Consider the following 21748-nt stretch of genomic DNA (forward strand, 5'->3'; position numbering starts at 1 on the left):
CTGCGGGGGCTCCTTTGCTCGGAATCCAGTCATGAAAAAAAATCCATTTCTGATGGCTCTGCTCACCCTGGGAGCCATCTTTCTTTTTTTTGTGCTGGTCGTCGTCGCTGCAGGCTTTGTGGGGCGGGGTCGAGGACTGCCGATCGGTGAAAAGATCGGCGTCATCGAAATGACCGGCATCATCGTCGCCTCGAAGACGACCATCGAGCACATCATAGAGTTTCGCAACAATCCTTCCATCAAGGGGATCGTTCTGCGGGTCGATTCACCCGGGGGGGGCGTAGGCCCGTCCCAGGAGATTTACGAAGAGATCAAAAAGACCGTTGCCGTCAAACCCGTCGTCGTCTCCATGGGGTCGGTGGCCGCCTCCGGGGGATATTATGTCTCGGCGCCGGTCAACCGTATTTTCGCCAACCCCGGGACGATCACCGGCAGCATCGGTGTCATTATGGAGTTCACAAATGTTCAGGAACTCCTGGGAAAGATCGGTCTGAAAAACCAGGTCATCAAGAGCGGCGAACACAAGGATATCGGGTCGCCGGTCCGTCCGATGACCGATTCCGACCGGCAGATTCTCCAGTCCCTGATTGACGACACCCAGCAGCAGTTCGTCGCTGCCGTCGCTGAGGGGCGGAAGATGACCGTCGCCGATGTGGAGCCACTTGCCGACGGTCGGGTTTTTACCGGTCGTCAGGCCCTGGCCGTCGGGCTCGTCGATGAACTCGGCAACCTGCAGGACGCCATTTCCGCCGCTGCCAGGATGGCGGGGATCGAAGGAGAGCCGCGGGTCGTTTATCCGCCAGAGGAAAAACCGGGAGTTTTTCAATATTTGATACAAGAGTCCGCGACGCAGCTGCGCCGGGGTCTTCAGGAACAGTCTGCCACGGGACTGCAATTTATATGGTCTGGAGTCGAATAGGAGGTTGGTTAGCATGACCAAGAGTGAATTGATCGAGCGTTTGTCCTTCAATGCCGGCTCTTTGAACAAAAAAGAAGCCGAACTGATCGTCAACACCATCTTCAATCGCATCGGCGATGCGCTGATCGAAGGGGACAGGGTCGAGATTCGCGGTTTCGGATCCTTCACCATCCGCCTTCGGGAAGCCCGTGAAGCGAGAAATCCCAAGAGCGGCGATGTCGTCCGGATCCCCAGCAAGAAAACCCCCTTTTTCAAAACGGGGAAGGAACTGCGGGAACGGGTCAACTGCTGCGACTGATTTAACGGCAGGGACAGGAAGATCAACATCCGTTTCCCCTGCCGATTTGCCGCACCCGGGATGGCAGGACTTCCGGCCCTTCCTTCGGTGAGGCGGGCGGCCGCTGCCGAAAGTGACTAATTTTTCCTGGTCCTTTGCCTCTGCCGGGCGCAGGGCCCCTCGCCTTGTCTCTCGAGGCGGAAAAAGGGGGGAACCTCGGGGAAAAGAACGATCTCTGTGAAGCCTATCGGCTGAAAAGATTTTTTCCTGTCCATCTTCCCGGGCGTCACTTCCGGTATCGATTCAAAATGCGAAAGGCCCCGCTGTCGACGGGGCCTTTCTTGTAAATAAAACAATTGGCATCAGCTCCCGCGATGGTTTCCGGCACTTTTTCAGGACCCTACTCGAAGGTTGCGGACCCGGCTTTTTAGGCCGGGCGCACAACGGATTTTTCAGGTTCCTTCCCCTTCAGAAAATGTGGTTTCCCTGATGGGCTCCGGATGGTTCGCTGTAAGCCGATGCCAATTGTTGTTTTGTCTCCGAAGTGCCGACCGCGATCTTGAAGTCTTGACCGTAAGAACTTTAGTTCCTGCCTTTGAAAGCCATTTCAGGCGTCCCGCTCAGAGACGGGCTGGCTCACCATGGCTTTGACCAAGGACGGGTGTCACCTGTGTTGGTCAACGCTTCAATGCCTTGTATCGAGCACTCCAGAGGATGTCAATGATCCGGTGATTGCGGGGTGATTTCATGTTAGCATGGGCTTGCGGCCTGTCAACGGCCCCTTGAAAAAAATTCTTTCTCCCATGGAATCTCAGCACGGACGCGTCTTTGCCGGCGCGTTCGTCCCGGAACTAAGGCGGGGTTATCATGATTTACCGATTTGAGCCGGGCCCCGGGGACGAAGGGACGCGGATCGATATATTTGTCGCGGCCCACTGCGACGCCCTTTCCCGGACCCTCCTGCGCAAGATCGTCGACCTCGGCGGGGTGCATGCCGGCGGCCGGCGGGTGCGGCGCTCCTCCCATCCTGTGAAGGTCGGCGAGAAGGTGGAAGTTTATCTGGACGGTCAGCCCCTGGTCCCCTATGAGCTCAGGGAGCAGGATGTCGTTTTCCGCGACAGTTCCCTGCTGGCGGTCTCCAAACCTGCGGGGGTGGAGACCCAGCCGACACCGGCGCGATTCAAGGGGACCCTCTATCAGGCCCTCCTCTCCTTCCTCCAGGACCCGTTCCGACCGATGCAGAAACCCGAGGTCGGCATGGTTCAGCGCCTGGACCGTGATACATCGGGGATCATGGTCTTCTCCATTCATCCCCGCGCCCATCGCCAGCTGACCGAGATTTTCAGCGGCCGCGCCGTCCAAAAAAGGTATCTGGCCCTCGTCGCCGGCACCCTTTTGCCTGCCGAGGGGGAGATCAAATCCCTTCTGGCGCGGGGGCATCGCTCCAATTTGATGAAGTCCGTCGAACGGGGGGGGAAGGAGGCGATCACCCGCTACCGGGTGCTGGAGTCCTTTCCCGGTGCCACCCTCGTCGAGGTGGAGATCCTCACCGGGCGCTCCCACCAGATCCGGGTGCACCTTTCCGAAGCCGGGCACCCCCTTCTGGGGGATACCCGCTACGGCGGCCCCTCTTTTTTCGGGGAGATTCCGGTTTTGCGGCAGATGCTTCACGCCTGGAAGCTGGAGTTTCTTCATCCGGTAGAGAAACGTTTACTGCAGCTCGAGGCTCCGATCCCCGCCGATATGGAGAGCCTGCTTTCAACCCTTCGCGACGGGGGAGGGGTCTTTAATCCGGAGAAAGAAGTTACCCCCCCCTTTTCACCCTGATCCCTGAAAAAGGACCCTGCCATGTTCGCCTTTCCGCAAATCGATCCGGTCATCTTTCAGATCGGCCCTCTGGCCGTGCGCTGGTACGGCATGATGTATCTCCTCGGCTTCGTCGCCTGCTACTTTATCATTCGCCATCTCTGTCGCCGCCGCGACCTCGATCTCTCCGGGGACGCCCTTTCGGATCTCCTTTTTTACTGTATCCTCGGCGTCATCCTCGGCGGCCGCCTCGGCTACACCCTCTTCTACAACACCTCCTTTTACCTGCAGCACCCCCTGAAAATTTTCGCCGTCTGGGAGGGTGGGATGAGTTTTCACGGCGGTCTCCTCGGCGTGGTGGTCGCGGCGGTTCTCTTCTGCCGCCGCCGCCGTCTGCCGATGCTCCTCACCGGGGATATCCTGGTGACCGCCGCAACCGTCGGACTCGGTCTCGGGCGCCTGGGCAATTTCATCAACGGCGAGCTCTGGGGGCGGGTGACGACCGTCCCCTGGGGGATGGTCTTCCCCGGAGGGGGCCCCGATCCTCGCCATCCGAGCCAGCTCTACGAGGCGGCCCTCGAAGGGCCGGTCCTCTTTCTGATCCTCTGGATCCTCCACCGCAGAAAAGTCCGGCAGGGCATCCCCTTCTTCACGTTCTTCCTCGGCTACGGCCTCTTTCGCTTCGGGATCGAATTTTTTCGCCAGCCCGACGTCCAGCTCGGTTTTCTCTGGGGGGGGGCGACCATGGGGCAGCTCCTGTCGCTGCCGATGATTCTTTTCGGCGCTGTCGGCTTGGTCCTGATTTTGCGAAAGGGGAGGGGGGCGTGAAAGGGATTTCGGGAATCATCTACGACTGCGACGGTGTTCTTTTCGAGAGCCGCCAGGCCAATCTCGATTACTACAACGCCGTCCTGACCCACCTCGGAGAACCGGCGGTGACCGCGGCGGAGAAGGAGCGTGCCCATCTCTGCCATACGGCGGCCAGTCCGAAAGTATTCGAGGTTCTCCTCGGGCCGGAGCGCACCCCTGAGGCCCTCTCCTATGCGGCGACCCTCGATTTCCGGCGCTTCATTCCCGGGATGACCCCCGAACCGGGAATGGCCGAGGCCCTCGGCACCCTTTCCGGGCGCTATCCTCTTGCTGTTGCCACCAACCGGGGAACCAGCATGGTGGAGGTCCTTGCGCATTTCGGGTTGTCCGCCTATTTCTCGACGGTGGTCACCAGTCGCGATGTGGTATTTCCCAAGCCCCATCCGGAGATGCTCCTGCTGGCGGCAAAGCGCCTGGGGCTCGAGACCGGGGAACTCCTCTTCGTCGGCGATTCGGAACTGGACAGGGAGGCGGCCGGGAGTGCGGGGATTCGTTTTGCGGCGTACGGGGAGAGGACGACGGGGGAGTTCAGGGTCTCGGGACATGCCGAGTTGGCGACCCTGTTGATGGGGGGTTAGCGCAGGGCCTTCACCATCTCCAGGACATGGCCGCCGCGGCATTCGCTGTAGGTGACCCGGTCCATGAGTGAGCGGATGATGTAGATGCCGCGGCCGTGTTCGTCAAGATTTTTAAATTCGGGGGGCGCCGTGCAACTGACATCGAAGCCCTGCCCCTGGTCATAAACCCGGATGGTGAGATCCTGGTCTTCGATGACGATGGTGACGTGAACCTCTTTTTCGGGGTCCCCTTCGTTGGCGTGGCGGATGGCGTTGCTCATGGCCTCGGTCAGCACCAGATTGATATGATAGGCAAGCTCCTCCCGATCTCCCCGGAACCGCTTCAGCGCCCTGGCGACATCTTCGCCGATCTTGCCGATCAGGCTCAGGTACCGGGTCTGGTTGGGCACCTTGATGTTGACCTCGATTTTTTCTTCCATGGATTCCCCGCAGGTGTTTCCGGCTAGAAGCTGGCCAGGGCTTCCTCTGTGCCGGGGAAAATTTCAAATACCCGGTGCAGGCGGGTCAGCTCAAACATCGACTTGACCTGGGGCTGGAGACCGCTGAGCTTGAGGTTGCCGTTGCGGGCACTGGCGTTCTTGAAACCGGAGACCAGGGCTCCGAGTCCGGAAGAATCGACAAAGCGAACTTCCTGGAGGTCGACGACAATGTTGTTTTTCCCTTCCTCGAAAAGATTGAGCATCTGTGTCTTGAGTTCCCCGCTGTTGTGAGCATCCAGACGCTCTTCCTTGACCTCGATCAGGATGACGGCTCCCTTTTCCTCGATTTTCACAATCATTGCAATCTCCTTCCGTTTCAGTGGCCTTTCCGGCCAAGATTCAACCTTCAGATATTCCTCACAATAACATAATCCCTTCGCACCTGACCACGATTCTCTAAGGCACTTCCCCACTATTTGTCGCGGCCTCAATCTTCATGATGACGAGGGAAATATCGTCATTGAAATTGTGCTGCCCGGTGAAGAGCCTGACCTGGTCGAGGATGTCGGCGACGATCTGCTCCGGCGGCAGGGTATGGTATTCGCGGAGCAGGGAGCAGAGGCGTTCTTCCCCGAAGAAGGCCCCCTCGGGGGTTTCGGCCTCGGTGACGCCGTCGGTGTAGAGAAGAAGCATGTCCCCGGGGCCGAGGTGGACCTTACGCTCTTCGAAGTCGACGTTTTGTCTGATGCCGAGAATCAGCCCTTCGGCATCGAGGCGTTCGCAAGCCTCGGCGCCGAAGCGCCAGACCAGCGGCGGATTGTGACCGGCGCTTGCATAGTTTAGCATGCCGGAGGCGATGTGGTAGCGCAGGTAGAACATGGTGATGAAGAGCTCGGCGCGGCCGAGGTCCTCGAAGAAGAATTCGTTGAGCTCCTCCATGATGGTGCTGACGCTGCGGACCGTTTTGGCGGTGGCCTGGATAAAGGTGCGGGTCTCGGCCATGATCAGGGCGGCACCGACATTATGGCCGGAAACGTCGGCGATGACCAGGTCGACGCTTTCGGTGTCGTTGCAGAGGATATCGTAGTAATCGCCGCCGACCTGACGGGCCGGAACGCAGATCCCCGCCAGGGAAATCCCCGGTATTTCGGGGAGGGAGGTGGGCAAAAGGCTCAGCTGGATCGATTTGGCGATCTGCAGTTCCCTCTCCTGCTCGCGGGCCGTGATCAGCCCGGCGGTCTGCTGGGCATTGCGCCAGGCGACTCCGACCTGTCCCGCCAGGCTCTGAAAGAGCTGAACGAACTCGTCGGTGAAGATCCCCTTGGCCGACCGGGAGAAGGCCGAAAGAACGCCGATCGGTTCCCCCTCGACGGCAATGGGGGCGTGGGCGAAGGACTTGATCCCCTCCCGGTGGATGATCTGCGCCGAGACGTCCTTGTCCATGAAGTCGGTATCGTTGATGACGACCACCGAATTGGTCATAAAGGAGGTGCCGATATAGGTATCGGTCTTCAGCTCCCGCTCCGATTCCCCCAGGTGCTCGGAGCTCATCCCCTTCTGGCTGCGAACCGTCAGCATCATCCGCTCGGGGTCGAGAATACGGATGACGCAGAGATCGAACTTGAACTGCTGTCGGGCCAGATCGAGGATGTTGTCGAGAATGGTTTGCAGCTCGCCGCCGCTGGCCACCACCCGGGCCGCCTCGTAGAGGACGCTGAGCTGTTCGCGGCTCGCCTTGCGGCTGATGGTGACGGTGCCGAAGATGTCGAAGACGTCTTCCATTTTGCTGCCGCGGGTCGCCAGGTAGTTTTCGATGATGATCCGCGCCGGCGCGGCTCCGACGGAGCCGGCCAGGGTCCTTTCGGTGAAACGCTTCAGGCTGGGGATCTCGTATTCGGATAGGGATCCCTTTTCGTCGATCTCCAGATTCCCCAGATATTCGGTGATGGCGCTGTGCGCCTGTTTCTCGCCGATGAACTTGGCCATCAGGTCGACGAATTCCACGACCGTCGGAGCCTTGCTGATGCGTTTGCGCTCGAGGGCGGTTTCCTGCGGGGTCAAGACGTCGACGAATTTGTCGGCCTGCTCCTGTTCGTCGCGGTTGGGGGAGGTCAGCAGGGAGATGGCCAGAAAGGCGCCGAGGTTGAAAAACATCGTCCAGAAAAGGGAGTGGGTCCAGATGTCGAAACCCTGCAGGCCGAAGAGTTCGAGGGGGCGCAAAAAGGCCAGGTCGAAGGGGCCGGTTTCGAGGATGTCGGAGGAAATCCAACCGGAGCGGACGATGGAGGGGACGATGAGGGTGTAGAACCAGATGAGAAAACCGAGAACCAGGCCGGTCAGGGCTCCCTTGAGATTGGCGCGTCGCCAGTAGAGGCCGCCGATCAGGGAGGGTGCGAACTGGGTGGCGGCGACGAAGGAGACGAGGCCAATATTGACCAGGGCGTAGGATTCGCCGATCAGGCGGTAATAGCCGTAGCCGAGGGCGACGACGGCGACGATCCCGATGCGTTTGAGGTTGATCAATGCTCTGGAGATGTCGGAGCCGGGCATCCGGAACCGGAGGATGACCGGCATCACCAGGTGGTTGAGGATCATGGTCGAGAGGGCCACTGAAGAGACCATGACCATCCCCGCCGAGGCGGAAAAGCCGCCGATGAATACCAGGAGGGCCAGCCAGGGGTGTCCGGCCTGGAGGGGAATGTGAAGGACGAAATAGTCGGCGTTGCCCGTATCGCCGCCGTTGAGAATGATCCCGCCCAGGGCAATGGGGAGGACGAAAAGGTTGATCAGGAACATGTAGGCCGGAAAACGCCACATCGCTTTTTTGACGTGTTCCTCGTCCGAGTTCTCGATCACCATGATGTGAAACTGGCGGGGGAGAAACATGAAGGCCATCATCGAGATGAAGGTGAGGGTAAACCAGGTGGTGTGGGGAGTCTGCGGGGTGCCGAGGAGGAGGAGGTGGCTGCGCTCCGGAAACTCGGTGAGGAAGCGGGTGAAGATGTCGGCGAAGCCGTCGAAGAGGCCGTAGGTGACAAAGACGCCGGCGGCGAAAAAAGCCACCAGCTTGACCAGCGATTCGAGGGCGATGGCGGCGACCAGCCCTTCATGGCGCTCCGAGGCGTCGAGATGTCGGGCTCCGAAGAGGACCCCGAACAGAGCGAGCAGCGCCGCGACGATCAGGGCCGTGTCGACGAAGGGGGGGAGGCCGGAGAAGGGCGACTGCCAGGTTCCCCCGGTTTTCAGGGGGAGGGAGAGAAAATCGAAGGTATGGGCCACGGCCTTAAGCTGCAGGGCGATATAGGGCATGATGCCGAAGACGGCAAAAATGGTGACGACGGCGCCGAGGGGGGCGGATTTTCCGTAACGACTCGAGATGAAGTCGGCGATGCTGACGATGTTCTGTTCCTTGCTGATGCGGATCATCCGTCGCAGGAGAAACCACCAGGAAAAGGCCATCAGGGTCGGGCCGAGATAGATGGCGAGAAAATCGAGGCCGCTGGTGGCCGCCCGGCCGACGCTGCCGTAAAAGGTCCAGGAAGTGTTATAGACGGCCAGGGAGAGAAAGTAGACGTTGGCGTTGGAGATCAGGCTCTTGCCGGCCTCCCGTTTTTTGTCGGCGTAATAGGCGACGCCGAAAAGGAGACCGAAATAGAGGAGGGATACGGTGGCGACTGTGGCGACGGGGATCATTGCCGATCCTTTCTGCCATCATCTTCGGACCCTTCGGGTGCCGAGGTGTTTTCCAGCCGGTGGGAAAAAAGGTAGATGACGCCGATGGACAGGGGCCAGCCGAGGAATAGATAAAGGACCAGGGTCGGAATCCCGAGGATCGTGGTCGTCTTGTTGAAAATCTCAATAAAGGGGAAATTGAGCATGACGACCCCCAGCAGGAAGAAGATGACCCAGGCTTCCCGCAAAGGGGTGGGTTTTGGTTCTTTCATGAGGGTGTCCCGGTGGGTGCGAGGAGAGCGCAAAGAATGAGTGCGACATTATAGTCCACGGGATCGGTGGTGTCGACCCGTATCATGTTCTTCCCTTCGGTTACGGCGTCAAAGGCGGCGCCCTGCCGATCAAAGAGGGCGCGGCGGCCGTCGGAGGCGTCATCCCCTTCGGCCCGGCGCCTGTCGAGGCGCAGAAGGGCGGTCTCCTCGTCGCAGACCAGATGCAGGAGGAAACAGCGACGTCCGGCCCGCCCGGCCCGCTCCTGAAAGAGCCTCCGGTCCGCGGCGCGGGCAAAGGAGGCGTCGACGATGACAGACTCCTCTCCTGTTTTTCCCAGCGCCGCCGTCAATAGGGCGGCGTAGGTTTTGCGGTTCAGGTCCTCGGAGTAGATCCCGCCGCCGAAGGGGGACTCGCAGCGCTCCAGGGGAGAGAGGCCGACCAGCTCTTTTCGCAGGACGTCGGAACGCAGCAGCCGGGCGCCGAGGGCCCGGGAGAGGGAGGAGGCCAGGGTCGTCTTGCCGACTCCCATTCGTCCGCAGGTGAGGATCAGGGCGGGCGGACAGAGATATCCCAGGGCCAGGTTGAAGTAACGCTGCGCCTCCCGGGCGCTCCGGCTTCGCAACTCTTCTTCGGCGGTCGGGTCGTCGCTGAGAAGCGATTCGACCTTGCCGCGGACAAAGGCGCGGTAGATTTTGTAGAAGGGGAGGAGGGGGGGGGTCCCCGGGTCGCCTCCGACCGCCTCCAGGTAGGTGCCGAGGAGGAGGCGCGCCAGATCCCTGCGGCCGCGGAATTCGAGGTCCATGAGAAGAAAGGCCAGATCCGCCGCGACGTCGGCGACCCGGAAGCGCCGGCTGAATTCGATGCAATCAAAGATACAGATCGGTTCGCCGAGGCAGATGTGTTCCACATGCAGGTCGCCATGGCCGTCGCGGACAAAACCCTGCTCCTCGCGCTCGTGGAGAATTGCGGCGTTCTCCTCGAGAAAATCGGCGACATAGCCCGAGAGAAAGGCGTGGGCCTGCGCCGGGAGGGTGCGGCCGATGAAGGTCTCCGTCTGCAGGAAATTCTCCCGCCAGTTTTGTTTGACGATCTCGAGGTTCGGCTGGCCGCCATCCATTCTACAGACCTCCGAAGCGAGGTGCAGGGAGGCGATGCGCCGGGCGATCCGTTCCATGTCGGACGGAAGGTCGGGAGCGTTCTCCTGCAGCCGCCTGGAGAGCATGCGATCTTCGGGGAGACGCTTCATGCGCACGGCGTAGTCGACGAGCTCCCCCGGGCCGCCGACGGCGACGGTTTCCCCCTGGCGCCGGATCTCGATGACCCCGAGATAGGTGCCGGGACAGAAGCGGCTGTTGAGGCGGATCTCCTCCTCGCAGTAGAACCGTCGACGGTCGAGGGTAGTGAAATTGAGAAATCCGAAGTCGACACCCTTCTTGACCTTGTACACGTGACTGGGGGTGAAGTAGAGGTGGGAGATGTGGGTTTCCCGGTAGGTGACCGGACCGGTCCCTTCCGGGTAGGCTTCCGGACGCAGCAGCGCTTTGTGGAGTGCCGGGTAATCCATGGGGTCTCCCGAGCCTAAATCTCTGATTTCACAGAAAACACTACCATATTACACCGGGCTGTAAAGAGCGGGAACTGGGGCAAAAGAATTGACGATGCAGAAGGTCTGTGATAGCTTCTATCGGCTATGGATGGCCCATTTGGCGGCGTGCCGCAGCCGTTTTCAAGGATAATTTGCCCACGCTGTTCCCGTACGGGAAAGGTTGAAGGATGATCGTTCGTTACCTGACAGTATTTATGCTCGGCCTCGCCCTTGCCGGCTGTCTCGGCCCGTCCCCGACGAGGCCCGAACCGCTCCTCGACAGGGCCTCCGACTCCCCGGACGAAATCCGGGAGGCGTCTTCCACCCCTTCGGAAGACGACCCGGCCCTCCTTTTCTTCGGCCAGTCCCGGCTCCTGGCTGAAGAGGGGCGGTTGGATGAGGCCGCCGCCCTCCTGGAAAAAGCTGTCCGCATCGATCCCCGTTCCTCCTTTCTCCGCCTGGCTCTGGCCCGTCTCTACCTGCAGATGGACGAGGAGGAAAAGGCCCTCCGGGCCGGTGAGGATGCCCTCATTCAGGATCCGGCATCGGCGGAGGCCAATCTTCTCCTCGGGAGTCTCTATTTCCGCCGGGAGCAGGACGCCAGGGCGATCCCCTACTTCAAAAAGGCCATCGAACTCGACCCCGCCCAGGAAAGTGCCTACCTGCATCTCGGCATTTCCTACGCCCGCAGCGGCGAGTCCGAAGAGGCCGTGGCGCTCCTCAAGGATCTCCTCAAGCGCAATCCCGACGCCCTCGGAGCCGAGCTGACCCTGGCCCGGGTGTACCGGGAAATCGGCCTCGGCGTTCTGGCCGAGGAGTCGTACCGGCGCATCCTCAAGGAGCAGCCCGATTTCGATGCCGCCTATATCGAACTCGGCGGCCTCTACGAGGGGCGCGGCGACATGGACGGCGCCATCGCCCTCTATCGCTCGGCGCTCGCCCTCCGGCCGGTCAACCCCGCCGTGCGCCACCATCTCGCCCGACTCCTGATCAGGGAAGGGCACCTGGATCAGGCCCTCGAGGAACTGCTGACCCTCCTCGATCATAACGCCGCAGACCTCGAAGCGCGGCGCAAGATCGGCCTGATTTACCTCGAGCAGGAAAAATGGGTCGAAGCGGCCAGGGAATTTTGGACGATTCTCGAGGCCGACCCCGAGGCGTCGCAGGTGCGCTTCTATCTCGGAACCGCCCTGGAGCGTCAGCAGGACTGGGCCGGGGCCGAGAGGGCCTTTGCCGCCATCCCCCCCGGATCGGAACTCTACGACGACGCCCTGGCCCACCTCGGCTACCTCTATCACCTGCAGGGTCAGACCAAGCTCTCGATCGAACTTCTCCGGAAGCGCCTCAGCGAGGGGACGGCACCGGCCCCCTTCTACGCCTACCTCTCCTCCCTGCTGGAGATCGACGGCGAAGAAAAGGCGGCCCTCTCCGTCCTCGACCAGGGAATCTCCGCCTATCCCGAGGAGGGGAATCTCCTCTACCAGCGCGGCATTCTTCTCGAGCGCCGCGGCGACCGGGAGGGGGCGTTGGCGGCCATGCGGAAGGTTCTGGAGATCGATCCGGATCATGCCGAGGCTCTCAACTATCTGGCCTATGCCTACGCCGAACGGGGCGAGCGCCTCGAAGAGGCGTTGGAAATGGCCCGGCGCGCCCTGTCTCTCAAGGAAGAAGGACATATCCTCGATACCCTGGGGTGGGTCCATTTCGTGATGGGGAATTTCGAGGACGCTCGGGCCGAGCTGGAAAAGGCCGTCGCCGCCATGCCCGAGGATCCGGTGGTCCTCCAGCACCTCGGCGACGCCTACCGGGCCCTGAAACTCTACGACAGGGCCCGCGAGGTCTATGACCGGGCGCTGGCGGTCTCTCCGGAGGACGCCGCCCTGCGCGCCAAGCGCGATGCGCTCCCAGGCGGCGGCCAGTGATGCCGGCGGGAAAAACCGTGCCGCCGACTTCTGACCTGAAGGCGCCGCGGTTTCTGGCCCTTGCGGCAGCGACCCTGACCCTCCTTCTCGGCGCCTGCGCTCCGCTCCTTGTTCCTCCCCCCCCTCCGGTCCCCCCACAGCTTGAAGGGAAACTCCTGCAGACCCTGGAGGAGAACGGCCAGGCCTTCCGGTCCCTTCAGGGACTTGCCCGGGTGCGGATCAAGACTCCGGAGCGCTCCCTGACCACCACCCAGGCTATTTTCGCCGAAAAGCCCGACCGTTTCCGAGCCGAAACCCTCAGCCCCTTCGGCACCCCTCTGCTGCTGATGGCCACCGACGGCAGCGAGCTGACGGTGCTGATTCCTTCGGATCGCAAGTTTTACCGCGGCGAGGCCTCGCCGGCCAATCTCCAGCGCCTGACCCGGCTGCCGCTGCAGATGGAGGACCTGGTGGGGATTATTCTCTATCAGACGCCGATGATTCCCTTCCGGCGCAGTGCCCTGAGCCCGGTCGCCGGGGGGGGATATCTTCTGGAATTGAGCGGGGACCAGGAGGTGCGCCAGCAGCTCTTTTTCGATCCTCAGCTGCGTCTGGTGCAGGTCGCCTACTGGGCCGGGGAAGCGCTGCAGCTGCGTATCCGTTACGACAACTTCGCAGGAGAGGTCCGTCCCTTTCCCCGGGAAACCTTCCTGGAGATACCGGACCGGCAGGTCGAGGCGCGTATCGACTTCTCCGAGGCAAGCACCAACGTGGCGATCCCCGGAAAGCGCTTCGTCCTGATCCCCCCCGACGGCGTTTCGGTCAGCCCTATACCCTGAAAACCCCAGGAGGCAACAGGTGCGCACACTTCTCTTGACCATGGCTCTTATCCTTACCCTCTTCGGCTGCGACCGGCGGGAGACGCTCCACCCCGTGGAAAGTCACAAGGGCCCCGTCGCCTACGGCGACACCATCATCGAAGGGACGATCGGCGACGCCAACACCCTTCTGCCGGTCCTCGCTTCCGATTCGGCCTCCTCCGAAATCAACGGCCTGGTCTACAGCAGCCTTGTGCGCTACGACAAGGATCTGAAGATCAAAGGGGAACTGGCCGAATCCTGGGAGATCTCCGCCGACAATCTGACCATCACCTTTCATCTGCGCCCCGGGGTCACCTGGCATGACGGCACCCCCTTCACCGCCGAGGACGTCCTCTTCACCTACCGGCTCTATATCGACCCCAAGACCCCCACCGCCTACGCCGAACAGTATCGCCAGGTGGCAACGGCCGAAGTCCTCGACCCCACCACCTTCCGCGTCTCCTACCGGCAGCCGCTGGCCAAGGCGCTCATCAGCTGGGGGGAGATTTCGGTCCTCCCCCGGCACCTGCTGGAAGGGGAGGATGTCACCAAGAGCCCCCTGGCCCGCCATCCCGTCGGGACCGGGCCCTTTCGCTTCGTCGAATGGAAGCCCGGGGAGAAGATCGTTCTCGAGGCCAATCCCGACTATTTCGAGGGGCGCCCCTACCTCGACCGCGTCGTTTACCGCATCATCCCCGACGAATCGACGATGTTTCTCGAACTGCAGGCCGGCGGTCTCGACACCATGGGGCTCAATCCGATCCAGTACCAGACCCAGACCGACTCCCCCGCCTTCAAACGGCAGTTTGTCAAATACCGCTACCCGGCCTTTGCCTACACCTATCTCGGCTACAATCTCAATCGTCCCCTCTTCCAGGACAAACGGGTGCGCCAGGCCCTCTCCTACGCCATCAACAAGAAGGAGATCGTCGAGGGGGTTCTTCTCGGCCTCGGCCAGGAGGCGACCGGACCGTACAAACCCGGCACCTGGCCCTACAACCCGGCGGTGAAGCGCTACCCCTACAACCCTGAAAGGGCCCGCGCCCTTCTGGCCGAGGCCGGCTGGACCGACAGCGACGGCGACGGCATCCTCGACAAGGACGGCAAACCTTTCGCCTTCACCATCGTCACCAACCAGGGGAACGACCAGCGGGTCAAGAGCGGCGAGATCATCCAGAGGCGTTTCCGCGAGATCGGCGTCGACGTCAAGCTCCGGGTCATCGAGTGGGCCTCCTTTCTCAACGAGTTCATCAATCCCGGCAATTTCGACGCCACCATTCTCGGCTGGACCGTCCCCATCGATCCCGACGGCTACAACGTCTGGCACTCGAGCAAGACCGGCCCTCGCGAACTCAATTTCGTCGGTTTCAAGAATGCCGAGGTCGACGAGCTCCTCGAAAAGGGGAGGCGCACCCTCGAAACGGCGGAGCGGAAAAAATACTATGACCGCTTCCAGGAAATTCTCGCCGAAGAGCAGCCCTACACCTTTCTCTATGTGCCCGACGCCCTGCCGGTGGTGGCGTCCCGGTTTCAGGGGATCGAACCGGCCCCGGCCGGCATCACCTACAATTTCATCCGCTGGTATGTGCCGAAAGAGGCGCAGAAATACGCGCGCTGAGGACTTTCGAGGGTTTTCTTCATGTGGATCTATATCGGAAAAAGGCTGCTGATGATGGTTCCCCTGGTCCTGGGGATCACCCTCATTTCCTTCGTCGTCATTCATCTGGCGCCGGGGGAGCCGACGGACATGCAGACCCAGCTCAATCCCGAGGCGAGCGTCGAGCTGCAGGGACGGCTGCGGGCCTATTACGGCCTCGATCAGCCGCTTCACGTGCAGTACGGGCGCTGGCTGTCCCGGATGGTGCGCCTCGATTTCGGCGATTCCTTCGCCCAGGATCACCGGCCGGTTCTCGACAAGATCGTCGAGCGGCTGCCGATCACCATCCTGATCAACGTCCTGTCGATCGTCGTGATCCTCGCCCTGGCGATCCCCATCGGCATCCTCTCGGCGACCCGGCGGAACTCTCCCTTCGACCGGTTCACCACGATCTTTGTCTTCGTCGGCTTCGCCACCCCCTCCTTCTGGCTCGCCCTTCTGCTGATGGATTTTTTCGGAGTGCGCCTGGGGATCTTCCCCATCGCCGGCCTCAAATCCTTCGGCCATGACTATCTCGGCTGGGGGGGGCAGATCCTCGACATGGCGCACCACCTGGTGCTGCCGGTTTTCGTATCGGCCTTCGGCGGCCTCGCCGGGTTTTCCCGCTACATGCGCTCCAACATGCTCGAGGTGATCCGCCAGGACTACATTCTGACCGCCCGCGCCAAGGGGCTTCCGGAGGGGGTGGTGATCTACAAGCACGCCCTGCGCAACGCCTTGCTGCCGGTCATCACCATCCTCGGGCTTTCCGTCCCGGGGCTGATCGGCGGCAGCGTCATCTTCGAGACGATCTTCGCCATTCCCGGCATGGGGAAACTCTTTTACGACGGAGTGATGATGCGCGACTATCCGCTGATCATGGGGGTGCTGGTTCTCGGCGCCGGCCTGACCCTGATCGGCAATCTGATCGCCGACCTCGGCTATGCCCTGGCCGACCCGCGGATCCGCAACGCCTGATTCACCGGTTCCTGCCGGTGCCGGCTTTTTTTTACAATTTTCATGGATGGCCCTTGCCCCCTTGGGGGGAGCGGGTTTGTTGAAGGAGGATTTCTGATGAGACGATTGGTCCTGTTGCTTGCCGTACTCTGCGCCGCCACCCCACTGTCCTCGGCCAGGGCCGAAGTGACCCCCGGCGCGGTGACCGTCACCCCCTTTGCCGGCAGCTACGTCTTCGACCAGCGGGAAAACCTGGAGAAAGAGCCGGTCTACGGTCTCGGCCTCAGCTACAGCTTCACCGAGCACTGGGCCGCCGAAGGGGTCCTGTCCCTGATCCGTACCCGTCCCGAGGAGATCGACCTCGACATCGAGGTGGTCAGCACCCGCCTCGATCTCCTCTACCACTTCACTCCGGCGGCGCCGGCGACCTTCTATTTTGCCGCCGGCATCGGCGGGATGGTCTTCAACCCTGAAGTCGGCGACAGCGACCGCGATCTGCTGTTCAACTACGGCCTGGGTCTCAAGGCCTTTCTTTTTCCCAACGTCGCCCTGCGTTTCGACGCCCGCCATATCCTGACCGCCGACAATGAGCGCTTCAGCGGCGACAAGAACCAGAATTTCTCCTTTACCGGCGGTCTCGCCTTCCAGTCCGGGGGAGCAAAGGCTCCCCCGGCTCCCCAGGACCAGGACAGGGACGGTATCATCGATCCCCTCGACCGGTGCGCCGATACGGCCGCTGGAGTCGCCGTGGACGCCGACGGCTGCCCCCGCGACACCGACTCCGATGGCGTATCCGACGATCTCGATCTCTGCGCCGGCACCCCTTCGGGGATCGCCGTCGACGAGCACGGCTGCCCCCTGGACAGCGACTCCGACGGCGTATCCGACGACCGCGACCGGTGCCCCGGCACCCCGGAAGGGACCGTCGTCGACCTCAACGGCTGCCCCGAGGAGCCGATCCTCGACGCCGACAACGACGGCGTCGCCGACGATCTGGATCAGTGTCCCGGCACTCCTGCCGCCGCCCCCGTCGATCCCCTCGGTTGCCCCCGCGACAGCGACGGCGACGGTGTCGCCGATTTTGCCGACCGCTGTGCCGATACCCCCGCCGGCGTCGCCGTGACCGCCAACGGCTGCGAGGCTGTCGAGGTCGTCGAAGAGGTCGCCCCCCTCAACCTCAATATCCCTTTCCAGCCCGGCAAGGAGACCTTCGCCCCCCGGTCCGGCGCCACCCTGGCGCAGGCGGCCGAGTACATCAAAGACCATCCCGGGACGAAGATAATCATCGAGGGGCATACGGACAGCGTCGGACGGATGCCCGACAACCAGCGCCTTTCCCTGAAGCGGGCCGAGGCGGTGCGCCGCTATCTCATCGACAAGGAGGGGATTGCTCCCGAGCGCCTGGAGGCCCGGGGGCTCGGCGAGATCGAGCCGATTGCCGACAACGCCACCCCGGAAGGGCGCAAGCTCAACCGGCGGGTGGTGATTCGCATCGAACCCTGATCACCTTCCGGTCCGGGGAGCCCGGTTCTTCGGCGGGGCGCTGTCGGTCCCGCCGGAGCAATCCATTTTTTCAGGTGAAGTCATGGATACGATGAAATTCAAGGCGCTGCTGCAGGGGGTATTTCTCGCCCGGCTGCAAAAAAACAGGATGGCCCTTCTCGGTGCCGTCATCGTCCTGGCGATGTTTATTCTCGCCGTTCTCGCGCCGTTTCTGGCCGGGGATCCCGGGGCGATCAACATCGCCCACCGCCTCCAGCCCCCCTCCCTCGCCTATCCCCTGGGCACCGACGACCTCGGGCGCGACGTTCTGGCGCGCATCCTCTACGGGGCGCGGATCTCCCTGCTGGTGGGGTTCGTCGCCGTGGGGATCGCCACCTCCATCGGCATCGTCCTCGGCGCCCTCTCCGGCTACTACGGCGGATGGGTCGACGGTCTGACCATGCGCTTCGTCGACATCATGCTCTGCTTCCCCTCCTTTTTCCTCATTCTGGCCGTGATCGCCTTTCTCGAACCGTCGATCTGGAACATCATGATCATCATCGGTCTCACCGGATGGATGGGGGTGGCGCGCCTGGTGCGGGCCGAATTCCTCTCCCTGCGGGAGCGGGACTTCGTCGTCGCCGCCCGGGCTCTCGGCGCCTCCGACGGGCGGCTGATCTTCCGCCACATCCTCCCCAACGCCCTCTCGCCGATCCTCGTTTCGGCCACCCTCGGCGTCGCCGGAGCCATCCTTACCGAAAGCGCCCTCTCTTTTCTCGGGATCGGCGTCCAGCCCCCCACCCCCTCCTGGGGAAACATGCTCATCGCCGGCAAGCAGACCCTGGGGACGGCCTGGTGGCTCTCGGCCTTCCCGGGGCTGGCGATCCTGGTCACCGTCCTCGGCTACAACCTCCTCGGCGAGGGGATTCGCGACGCCCTCGACCCCCGTCTCAAGGAGTAGCTCGTGAATACGGGACGAAACGACCCCTGCCCCTGCGGCAGTACCCGGAAATACAAGAAATGCTGCGCCTCCGGCGAGGACGGCGGGGTGGCCATCCCCGCGCAGCTGACCCCCGCCGAGCTGGTCAGGGAGCGCGGCGCCGCCTTTTGCCGGGGGGATTTCGCCTTCATTTACGACAGTTATCACAGCGATTCCCCCTTCCGCCGCACCTTTCCAAACCGTGCGGAGTATCTGCGCTACGGCGCCAGCACCCTTTGCGACGATTTCCGGATTCGGGAATGCCGGATCCTTAAGGAACGGATCGCCGGGAAGGAGGCGCAGGTCCTCTTCTATCTCGACACTCTCTACCAGGGGGAGCGCAGCGAGTCCTTCGAACTCTCCCTCTTCCTCCTCACCGACCGCGGATGGCGCTACCACTCCAGTGCCAAGATGGACCGGGGCGATTTCTCCGGCGTCATCGATGATTTCGACTGGGACGATTTCGTCACTGAAAACGGCGAGATTTCTTTCTAGATCCCCCACGGCGGACGTCCTATTCCTCCTTCTCCTACCCATCCACCCTCTGAGGGTCCTCGGTCCCCATGCCGGAGCTGCCGGAAATAGAAACGATTCGCCGCGGGCTGGAACCGCTGCTCACGGGGCGCACCCTGACGGGGGCCGTCGCCCGGGTCGCGTCCCTGCGTCGCCCCCTGGCCGGCGATCTCGGCACGGTGCTGATCGGTGCGGTCGTCGGCGCCGTGGAGCGTCGCGGCAAGTATCTACTGCTGCGCTGCTCCACCGGGACTCTGATCCTCCACCTGGGGATGAGCGGGCATCTGCACCTGGTCGAAAGGGGGACGGCTCCGGGACGCCACGACCATCTCGACCTCCTTGTCGACGCCCATGCCGTTCTCCGACTCACCGATCCCCGCCGCTTCGGCACGGTGCTGTGGACCGGGGAAGACCCCTTCAATCACCCCCTGTTGACCGGACTCGGCCCGGAACCCTTCGCCGCCGCCCTGACCGGTGCCTATTTCGAAGAGCAGGCCCGGGGACGGCGCCTGGCGATCAAATCCTTCCTCATGGATCAGGAGACGGTGGCCGGAATCGGCAACATCTACGCCAGCGAGTCCCTCTTTGTCGCCGGCATCGATCCGCGCCGCCCCGTCGAGACGGTCACCCGGCAGGAGTATGACCGTCTCTGCCAAGGGATCCGCTCCGTTCTTGCCGAGGCTATCGCTCTCGGTGCGACCACACTGAACGACTTCGGCCGAACGGGAGGCAAACCGGGGTACTTCGATCTGCGCTCCCGGGTCTACGGCCGCGCCGGCGAGCCCTGTACGGTTTGCGGCGCCGAAATCCTCACCCTGCGTCAGGGAGGGCGAGCCACCTTTTTCTGTCCTTTCTGCCAGTCCTGAAAGGGGGCTCTTCCTTCGATATTCGACCCCGCCTGCCCCCGCCGTCTTCCCGAATTCCTGTGTCTCCCCATCCTCCCGCCGCAAGATTTATTCACTCCAACCCTGCGATGGTGCGACTAAAATTGTTTTTGCGCCTCGGTCATTTGGCACCCGTCCCTGGCCTGAACCGCCGGGCGCAATTGTCATTTCAGCGACTTGCTCCCCTGGCACGCAACATGCGATATGAAAGGAGCGATCCAACTGTTACGGGGTGTTCCCGGCGAAAAACTGGGCCGCCTGGCGGCAGTTATCCGGGGGAAAAAGGACCCCCCGTTCAAGAATCGAATCTCCGACAAGGGCAAAACCAGGGCAATCTGGTGACGCAAAGCCACGGGTCCTTCAGGGACAGCCGGGTTGCCGAAGAGGATTTCGCGCAGTTCCCAGGGCTTCGGTCTTGCTGAACGTCTGATCGCGCTCCCTCCGGCTTCGGGGTGGGCGCTTTTTTGTCGGACGGATCCATCGCAAGGCCTCAGATTTCAACCCCGACGCTGGCGTTGGGGAAAATGAAAAACCCATGGGAGATGAAAACGATGCGCAGATGGTTAAGGAATTTTGCAGGAGCGGCAGTATTTGTCCTGGTCCTGGCCGGGGTTTCCCAGGCCAAGACGGTCACCCTGGCCTGGGATGAGAGTCCCGAAACAACCGTCGTCGGCTACCGGATCTATTACCAGGCCGGCAGTTCCGTGGCCCCCCTCTCCGGGACCGGCGCCGTCGAGGGAGCTTCGCCGGTGGATGTCGGTTTGCAGTTGAGTGCCACCCTCTCCGGTCTGGCCGACGCTCAGACCCACTATTTTGCCGTGACCGCCTACGATGCGGCGGGGAACGAAAGCCCCTACTCCAACCAGGTCTCCAGCCCCCCGGTGCCAGTCAACCGCCCCCCCGTCCTGGCCGCCATCGGCTCCCGCAGCGTCGCCGAAGGGGAGACCCTCACCTTTACCGTGACCGCCGGCGATCCCGACGGCAACCCTCTGAGCTACAATACCGGGACCCTCCCGGCCGGAGCCGCCTTCAATTCTGGAACAGGGGTCTTTACCTGGACCCCGGTCCGCGGCCAGGCTGGCAGCTACACCCTGGTCTTTGCCGTCAGTGACGGATGGACAGCAGATGGCGAGGTGGTGACCGTCGACGTCTCCCCCGCCGTTGTCGACGTTCCTTACGGGCTCAGCCTCTCTCCTGACGACATCGGCCTCCCCGGCATCGAGCGGGGCGACGGCGGGTCCGACGGCGACAACCTTGTCAACGGCCTGCCGAAGGGGGATCTCGACTTCGTCTTCGGCGTGATCCTCCGCGACAACCCCAACAACCTGCCGTTGACTCCCCGTCTCTACCTCAACGGACACGGTTACGATATGGTCCTTACCTCGGGGGATGTCGGCACCGGAGCCCTCTACACCTTCACCACCCGGCTCGGTCCCCTGGCCCCCTGCCGCTACCATTTCGAGGTCAGGGACCAGCAGGGGAATCTACTCTGGTCCATCCCCGAGTCGGGGGATCTTAACGGACCGCGGATTGAGCTCCTCAACGGCGCCAATTTCGTCGGTATCCCGAAGGATATCGCCGCCGCCCGCCTCGGCAGCGTCGCCGCCCTGGGAACGGCGTCCTCTTATCGCTGGATCCTCGACGGCGAAGGGCAGGTGGTCTATGCTCCCGTCGATAATGGCGCCTTCGTGACCCCCGGGGAAGGGTATGTCGTTTATCGCGGCACCGCCTCCACCCTCCCGGAGCTGGCCGAATACGGCGAGGTGCCGGGGCCAACCGCCTCCCTCCCCCTGCACGGGGGGTGGAACATCATCGCCAACCCCTACCTGGGCCACCAGACCCTTTCCCAGGTGAGGCTGCGTCAGGAAGGTGGGGCGACCGTCGGCTGGGAGGAGGCGGTATCTCTGAACTGGGTCTTCAACGCCCTCTATCAGTATGTCGGCCAGGATTGGGGGAATACCTATCTCGATGAAAGCCTGACCCCGGCCACCGATCCGATCCTGATTCCCGGGATCGGTTACCTGGTCTACGTCAACCCGCTGGCTGCGGTCATCGCCATCGAAATCCCCCGTCTTCTTTGACGGGCGGTTCGCTCTCTCGCCCGGGTGGATGCGGCGCCGACCGCGGAATTCTCCTT

The 21748-nt window shown here is 62.4% G+C and carries 19 protein-coding genes, 1 other RNA gene and 1 riboswitch; of the genes, 14 read left to right on the forward strand and 6 right to left on the reverse strand.

Features of this window, described 5'->3' with window-relative positions; translation table 11 throughout:
• Positions 1-31 precede the first annotated feature (31 nt).
• Both sppA and DSOUD_RS06820 read left to right on the forward strand, forming a co-directional pair.
• Positions 32-919, forward strand: a complete 888-nt coding sequence (sppA, locus tag DSOUD_RS06815; RefSeq protein ID WP_053550305.1) for a signal peptide peptidase SppA — start codon at positions 32-34, stop codon at positions 917-919.
• A gap of 13 nt (positions 920-932) precedes the next feature.
• Positions 933-1217, forward strand: a complete 285-nt coding sequence (locus DSOUD_RS06820; protein WP_053550306.1) for an integration host factor subunit beta — start codon at positions 933-935, stop codon at positions 1215-1217.
• Positions 1218-1728: 511 nt separating this feature from the next.
• Here the strand turns inward: DSOUD_RS06820 and ssrS are convergent.
• Positions 1729-1913: non-coding RNA, 6S RNA (gene ssrS, locus DSOUD_RS17750), on the reverse strand.
• Between the two features lie 150 nt (positions 1914-2063).
• Between ssrS and DSOUD_RS06825 the strand changes: the two genes are divergently transcribed.
• The 3 genes from DSOUD_RS06825 to DSOUD_RS06835 are packed head-to-tail and all read left to right on the forward strand — an operon-like array spanning position 2064 to position 4450.
• Positions 2064-3023 (forward strand): RluA family pseudouridine synthase, encoded by a 960-nt coding sequence (locus tag DSOUD_RS06825; RefSeq protein ID WP_053550307.1) that lies wholly within the window; start codon positions 2064-2066, stop codon positions 3021-3023.
• Positions 3024-3044: 21 nt separating this feature from the next.
• Positions 3045-3830 carry a prolipoprotein diacylglyceryl transferase gene (gene lgt / locus DSOUD_RS06830; protein ID WP_053550308.1) on the forward strand — a complete coding sequence of 262 codons (786 nt, stop codon included), beginning with the start codon at positions 3045-3047 and terminating at the stop codon, positions 3828-3830.
• The gene (locus tag DSOUD_RS06835) at positions 3827-4450 is read left to right on the forward strand and encodes an HAD family hydrolase (protein WP_053550309.1); all 624 of its coding nucleotides are present in this window, start codon (positions 3827-3829) and stop codon (positions 4448-4450) included. The genes lgt and DSOUD_RS06835 overlap by 4 nt, the downstream gene beginning before the upstream one ends.
• On the opposite strand, the gene DSOUD_RS06840 is transcribed toward DSOUD_RS06835, so the two are convergent.
• The 5 genes from DSOUD_RS06840 to DSOUD_RS06860 form a co-directional block, all read right to left on the reverse strand.
• Positions 4447-4869: an ATP-binding protein gene (locus tag DSOUD_RS06840; RefSeq protein ID WP_053550310.1), complete on the reverse strand. Its 423-nt coding sequence runs from the start codon at positions 4867-4869 to the stop codon at positions 4447-4449. The genes DSOUD_RS06835 and DSOUD_RS06840 overlap by 4 nt on opposite strands.
• Positions 4870-4892: 23 nt before the next feature.
• Positions 4893-5228 (reverse strand): STAS domain-containing protein, encoded by a 336-nt coding sequence (locus DSOUD_RS06845; protein ID WP_053550311.1) that lies wholly within the window; start codon positions 5226-5228, stop codon positions 4893-4895.
• Between the two features lie 97 nt (positions 5229-5325).
• Entirely contained in the window at positions 5326-8562 is a 3237-nt protein-coding gene (locus DSOUD_RS06850) for a SpoIIE family protein phosphatase (protein WP_053550312.1), read from the reverse strand.
• Entirely contained in the window at positions 8559-8813 is a 255-nt protein-coding gene (locus DSOUD_RS06855; RefSeq protein WP_053550313.1) for a hypothetical protein, read from the reverse strand. Before DSOUD_RS06855 ends, DSOUD_RS06850 begins: the two co-directional genes overlap by 4 nt.
• Positions 8810-10378 carry a bifunctional aminoglycoside phosphotransferase/ATP-binding protein gene (locus tag DSOUD_RS06860; protein WP_053550314.1) on the reverse strand — a complete coding sequence of 523 codons (1569 nt, stop codon included), beginning with the start codon at positions 10376-10378 and terminating at the stop codon, positions 8810-8812. The genes DSOUD_RS06855 and DSOUD_RS06860 overlap by 4 nt, the downstream gene beginning before the upstream one ends.
• Positions 10379-10587: 209 nt before the next feature.
• On the opposite strand from DSOUD_RS06860, the gene DSOUD_RS06865 reads away from it, so the two are divergent.
• The 9 genes from DSOUD_RS06865 to DSOUD_RS06905 all read left to right on the forward strand — a co-directional run bounded on the left by DSOUD_RS06865 (position 10588) and on the right by DSOUD_RS06905 (position 21692).
• Positions 10588-12321 carry a tetratricopeptide repeat protein gene (locus DSOUD_RS06865; protein ID WP_082351105.1) on the forward strand — a complete coding sequence of 578 codons (1734 nt, stop codon included), beginning with the start codon at positions 10588-10590 and terminating at the stop codon, positions 12319-12321.
• A gap of 17 nt (positions 12322-12338) precedes the next feature.
• On the forward strand, positions 12339-13139 hold the full coding sequence (locus tag DSOUD_RS06870; RefSeq protein WP_157671781.1) for a LolA family protein: 801 nt from the start codon (positions 12339-12341) through the stop codon (positions 13137-13139).
• 40 nt (positions 13140-13179) lie between these two features.
• Positions 13180-14778 carry a peptide-binding protein gene (locus DSOUD_RS06875; RefSeq protein WP_053552320.1) on the forward strand — a complete coding sequence of 533 codons (1599 nt, stop codon included), beginning with the start codon at positions 13180-13182 and terminating at the stop codon, positions 14776-14778.
• Between the two features lie 21 nt (positions 14779-14799).
• On the forward strand, positions 14800-15774 hold the full coding sequence (locus tag DSOUD_RS06880; protein WP_053550317.1) for an ABC transporter permease: 975 nt from the start codon (positions 14800-14802) through the stop codon (positions 15772-15774).
• 96 nt (positions 15775-15870) lie between these two features.
• Complete coding sequence (locus DSOUD_RS06885) at positions 15871-17256, forward strand: OmpA family protein (RefSeq protein WP_198300378.1); 1386 nt, start codon at positions 15871-15873, stop codon at positions 17254-17256.
• A 91-nt stretch (positions 17257-17347) separates the two neighbouring features.
• Positions 17348-18196, forward strand: coding sequence for an ABC transporter permease (locus DSOUD_RS06890; protein ID WP_053552321.1), 849 nt, complete (start codon positions 17348-17350; stop codon positions 18194-18196).
• A gap of 3 nt (positions 18197-18199) precedes the next feature.
• Positions 18200-18709, forward strand: coding sequence for a YchJ family protein (locus DSOUD_RS06895; RefSeq protein ID WP_053550319.1), 510 nt, complete (start codon positions 18200-18202; stop codon positions 18707-18709).
• Between the two features lie 68 nt (positions 18710-18777).
• Positions 18778-19593 (forward strand): bifunctional DNA-formamidopyrimidine glycosylase/DNA-(apurinic or apyrimidinic site) lyase, encoded by an 816-nt coding sequence (mutM, locus tag DSOUD_RS06900; protein WP_053550320.1) that lies wholly within the window; start codon positions 18778-18780, stop codon positions 19591-19593.
• A 326-nt stretch (positions 19594-19919) separates the two neighbouring features.
• Positions 19920-19994: riboswitch (cyclic di-GMP riboswitch) on the forward strand.
• A gap of 168 nt (positions 19995-20162) precedes the next feature.
• The gene (locus DSOUD_RS06905; RefSeq protein WP_157671782.1) at positions 20163-21692 is read left to right on the forward strand and encodes a putative Ig domain-containing protein; all 1530 of its coding nucleotides are present in this window, start codon (positions 20163-20165) and stop codon (positions 21690-21692) included.
• Positions 21693-21748: the final 56 nt, after the last annotated feature.

The organism is Desulfuromonas soudanensis, from assembly GCF_001278055.1.
In the GTDB taxonomy this organism is placed as follows: Bacteria; Desulfobacterota; Desulfuromonadia; order Desulfuromonadales; family WTL; genus Deferrimonas; species Deferrimonas soudanensis.

Bases quoted from the DNA above. Each gene is read 5' to 3' on its own strand.
- sppA (WP_053550305.1), top strand. From the start codon at position 32: ATGAAAAAAAATCCATTTCTGATGGCTCTGCTCACCCTGGGAGCCATC.
- DSOUD_RS06820 (WP_053550306.1), top strand. From the start codon at position 933: ATGACCAAGAGTGAATTGATCGAGCGTTTGTCCTTCAATGCCGGCTCT.
- DSOUD_RS06825 (WP_053550307.1), top strand. From the start codon at position 2,064: ATGATTTACCGATTTGAGCCGGGCCCCGGGGACGAAGGGACGCGGATC.
- lgt (WP_053550308.1), top strand. From the start codon at position 3,045: ATGTTCGCCTTTCCGCAAATCGATCCGGTCATCTTTCAGATCGGCCCT.
- DSOUD_RS06840 (WP_053550310.1), bottom strand. From the start codon at position 4,869: ATGGAAGAAAAAATCGAGGTCAACATCAAGGTGCCCAACCAGACCCGG.
- DSOUD_RS06845 (WP_053550311.1), bottom strand. From the start codon at position 5,228: ATGATTGTGAAAATCGAGGAAAAGGGAGCCGTCATCCTGATCGAGGTC.
- DSOUD_RS06850 (WP_053550312.1), bottom strand. From the start codon at position 8,562: ATGATCCCCGTCGCCACAGTCGCCACCGTATCCCTCCTCTATTTCGGT.
- DSOUD_RS06855 (WP_053550313.1), bottom strand. From the start codon at position 8,813: ATGAAAGAACCAAAACCCACCCCTTTGCGGGAAGCCTGGGTCATCTTC.
- DSOUD_RS06860 (WP_053550314.1), bottom strand. From the start codon at position 10,378: ATGGATTACCCGGCACTCCACAAAGCGCTGCTGCGTCCGGAAGCCTAC.
- DSOUD_RS06865 (WP_082351105.1), top strand. From the start codon at position 10,588: ATGATCGTTCGTTACCTGACAGTATTTATGCTCGGCCTCGCCCTTGCC.
- DSOUD_RS06875 (WP_053552320.1), top strand. From the start codon at position 13,180: ATGGCTCTTATCCTTACCCTCTTCGGCTGCGACCGGCGGGAGACGCTC.
- DSOUD_RS06880 (WP_053550317.1), top strand. From the start codon at position 14,800: ATGTGGATCTATATCGGAAAAAGGCTGCTGATGATGGTTCCCCTGGTC.
- DSOUD_RS06885 (WP_198300378.1), top strand. From the start codon at position 15,871: ATGAGACGATTGGTCCTGTTGCTTGCCGTACTCTGCGCCGCCACCCCA.
- DSOUD_RS06890 (WP_053552321.1), top strand. From the start codon at position 17,348: ATGAAATTCAAGGCGCTGCTGCAGGGGGTATTTCTCGCCCGGCTGCAA.
- mutM (WP_053550320.1), top strand. From the start codon at position 18,778: ATGCCGGAGCTGCCGGAAATAGAAACGATTCGCCGCGGGCTGGAACCG.
- DSOUD_RS06905 (WP_157671782.1), top strand. From the start codon at position 20,163: ATGCGCAGATGGTTAAGGAATTTTGCAGGAGCGGCAGTATTTGTCCTG.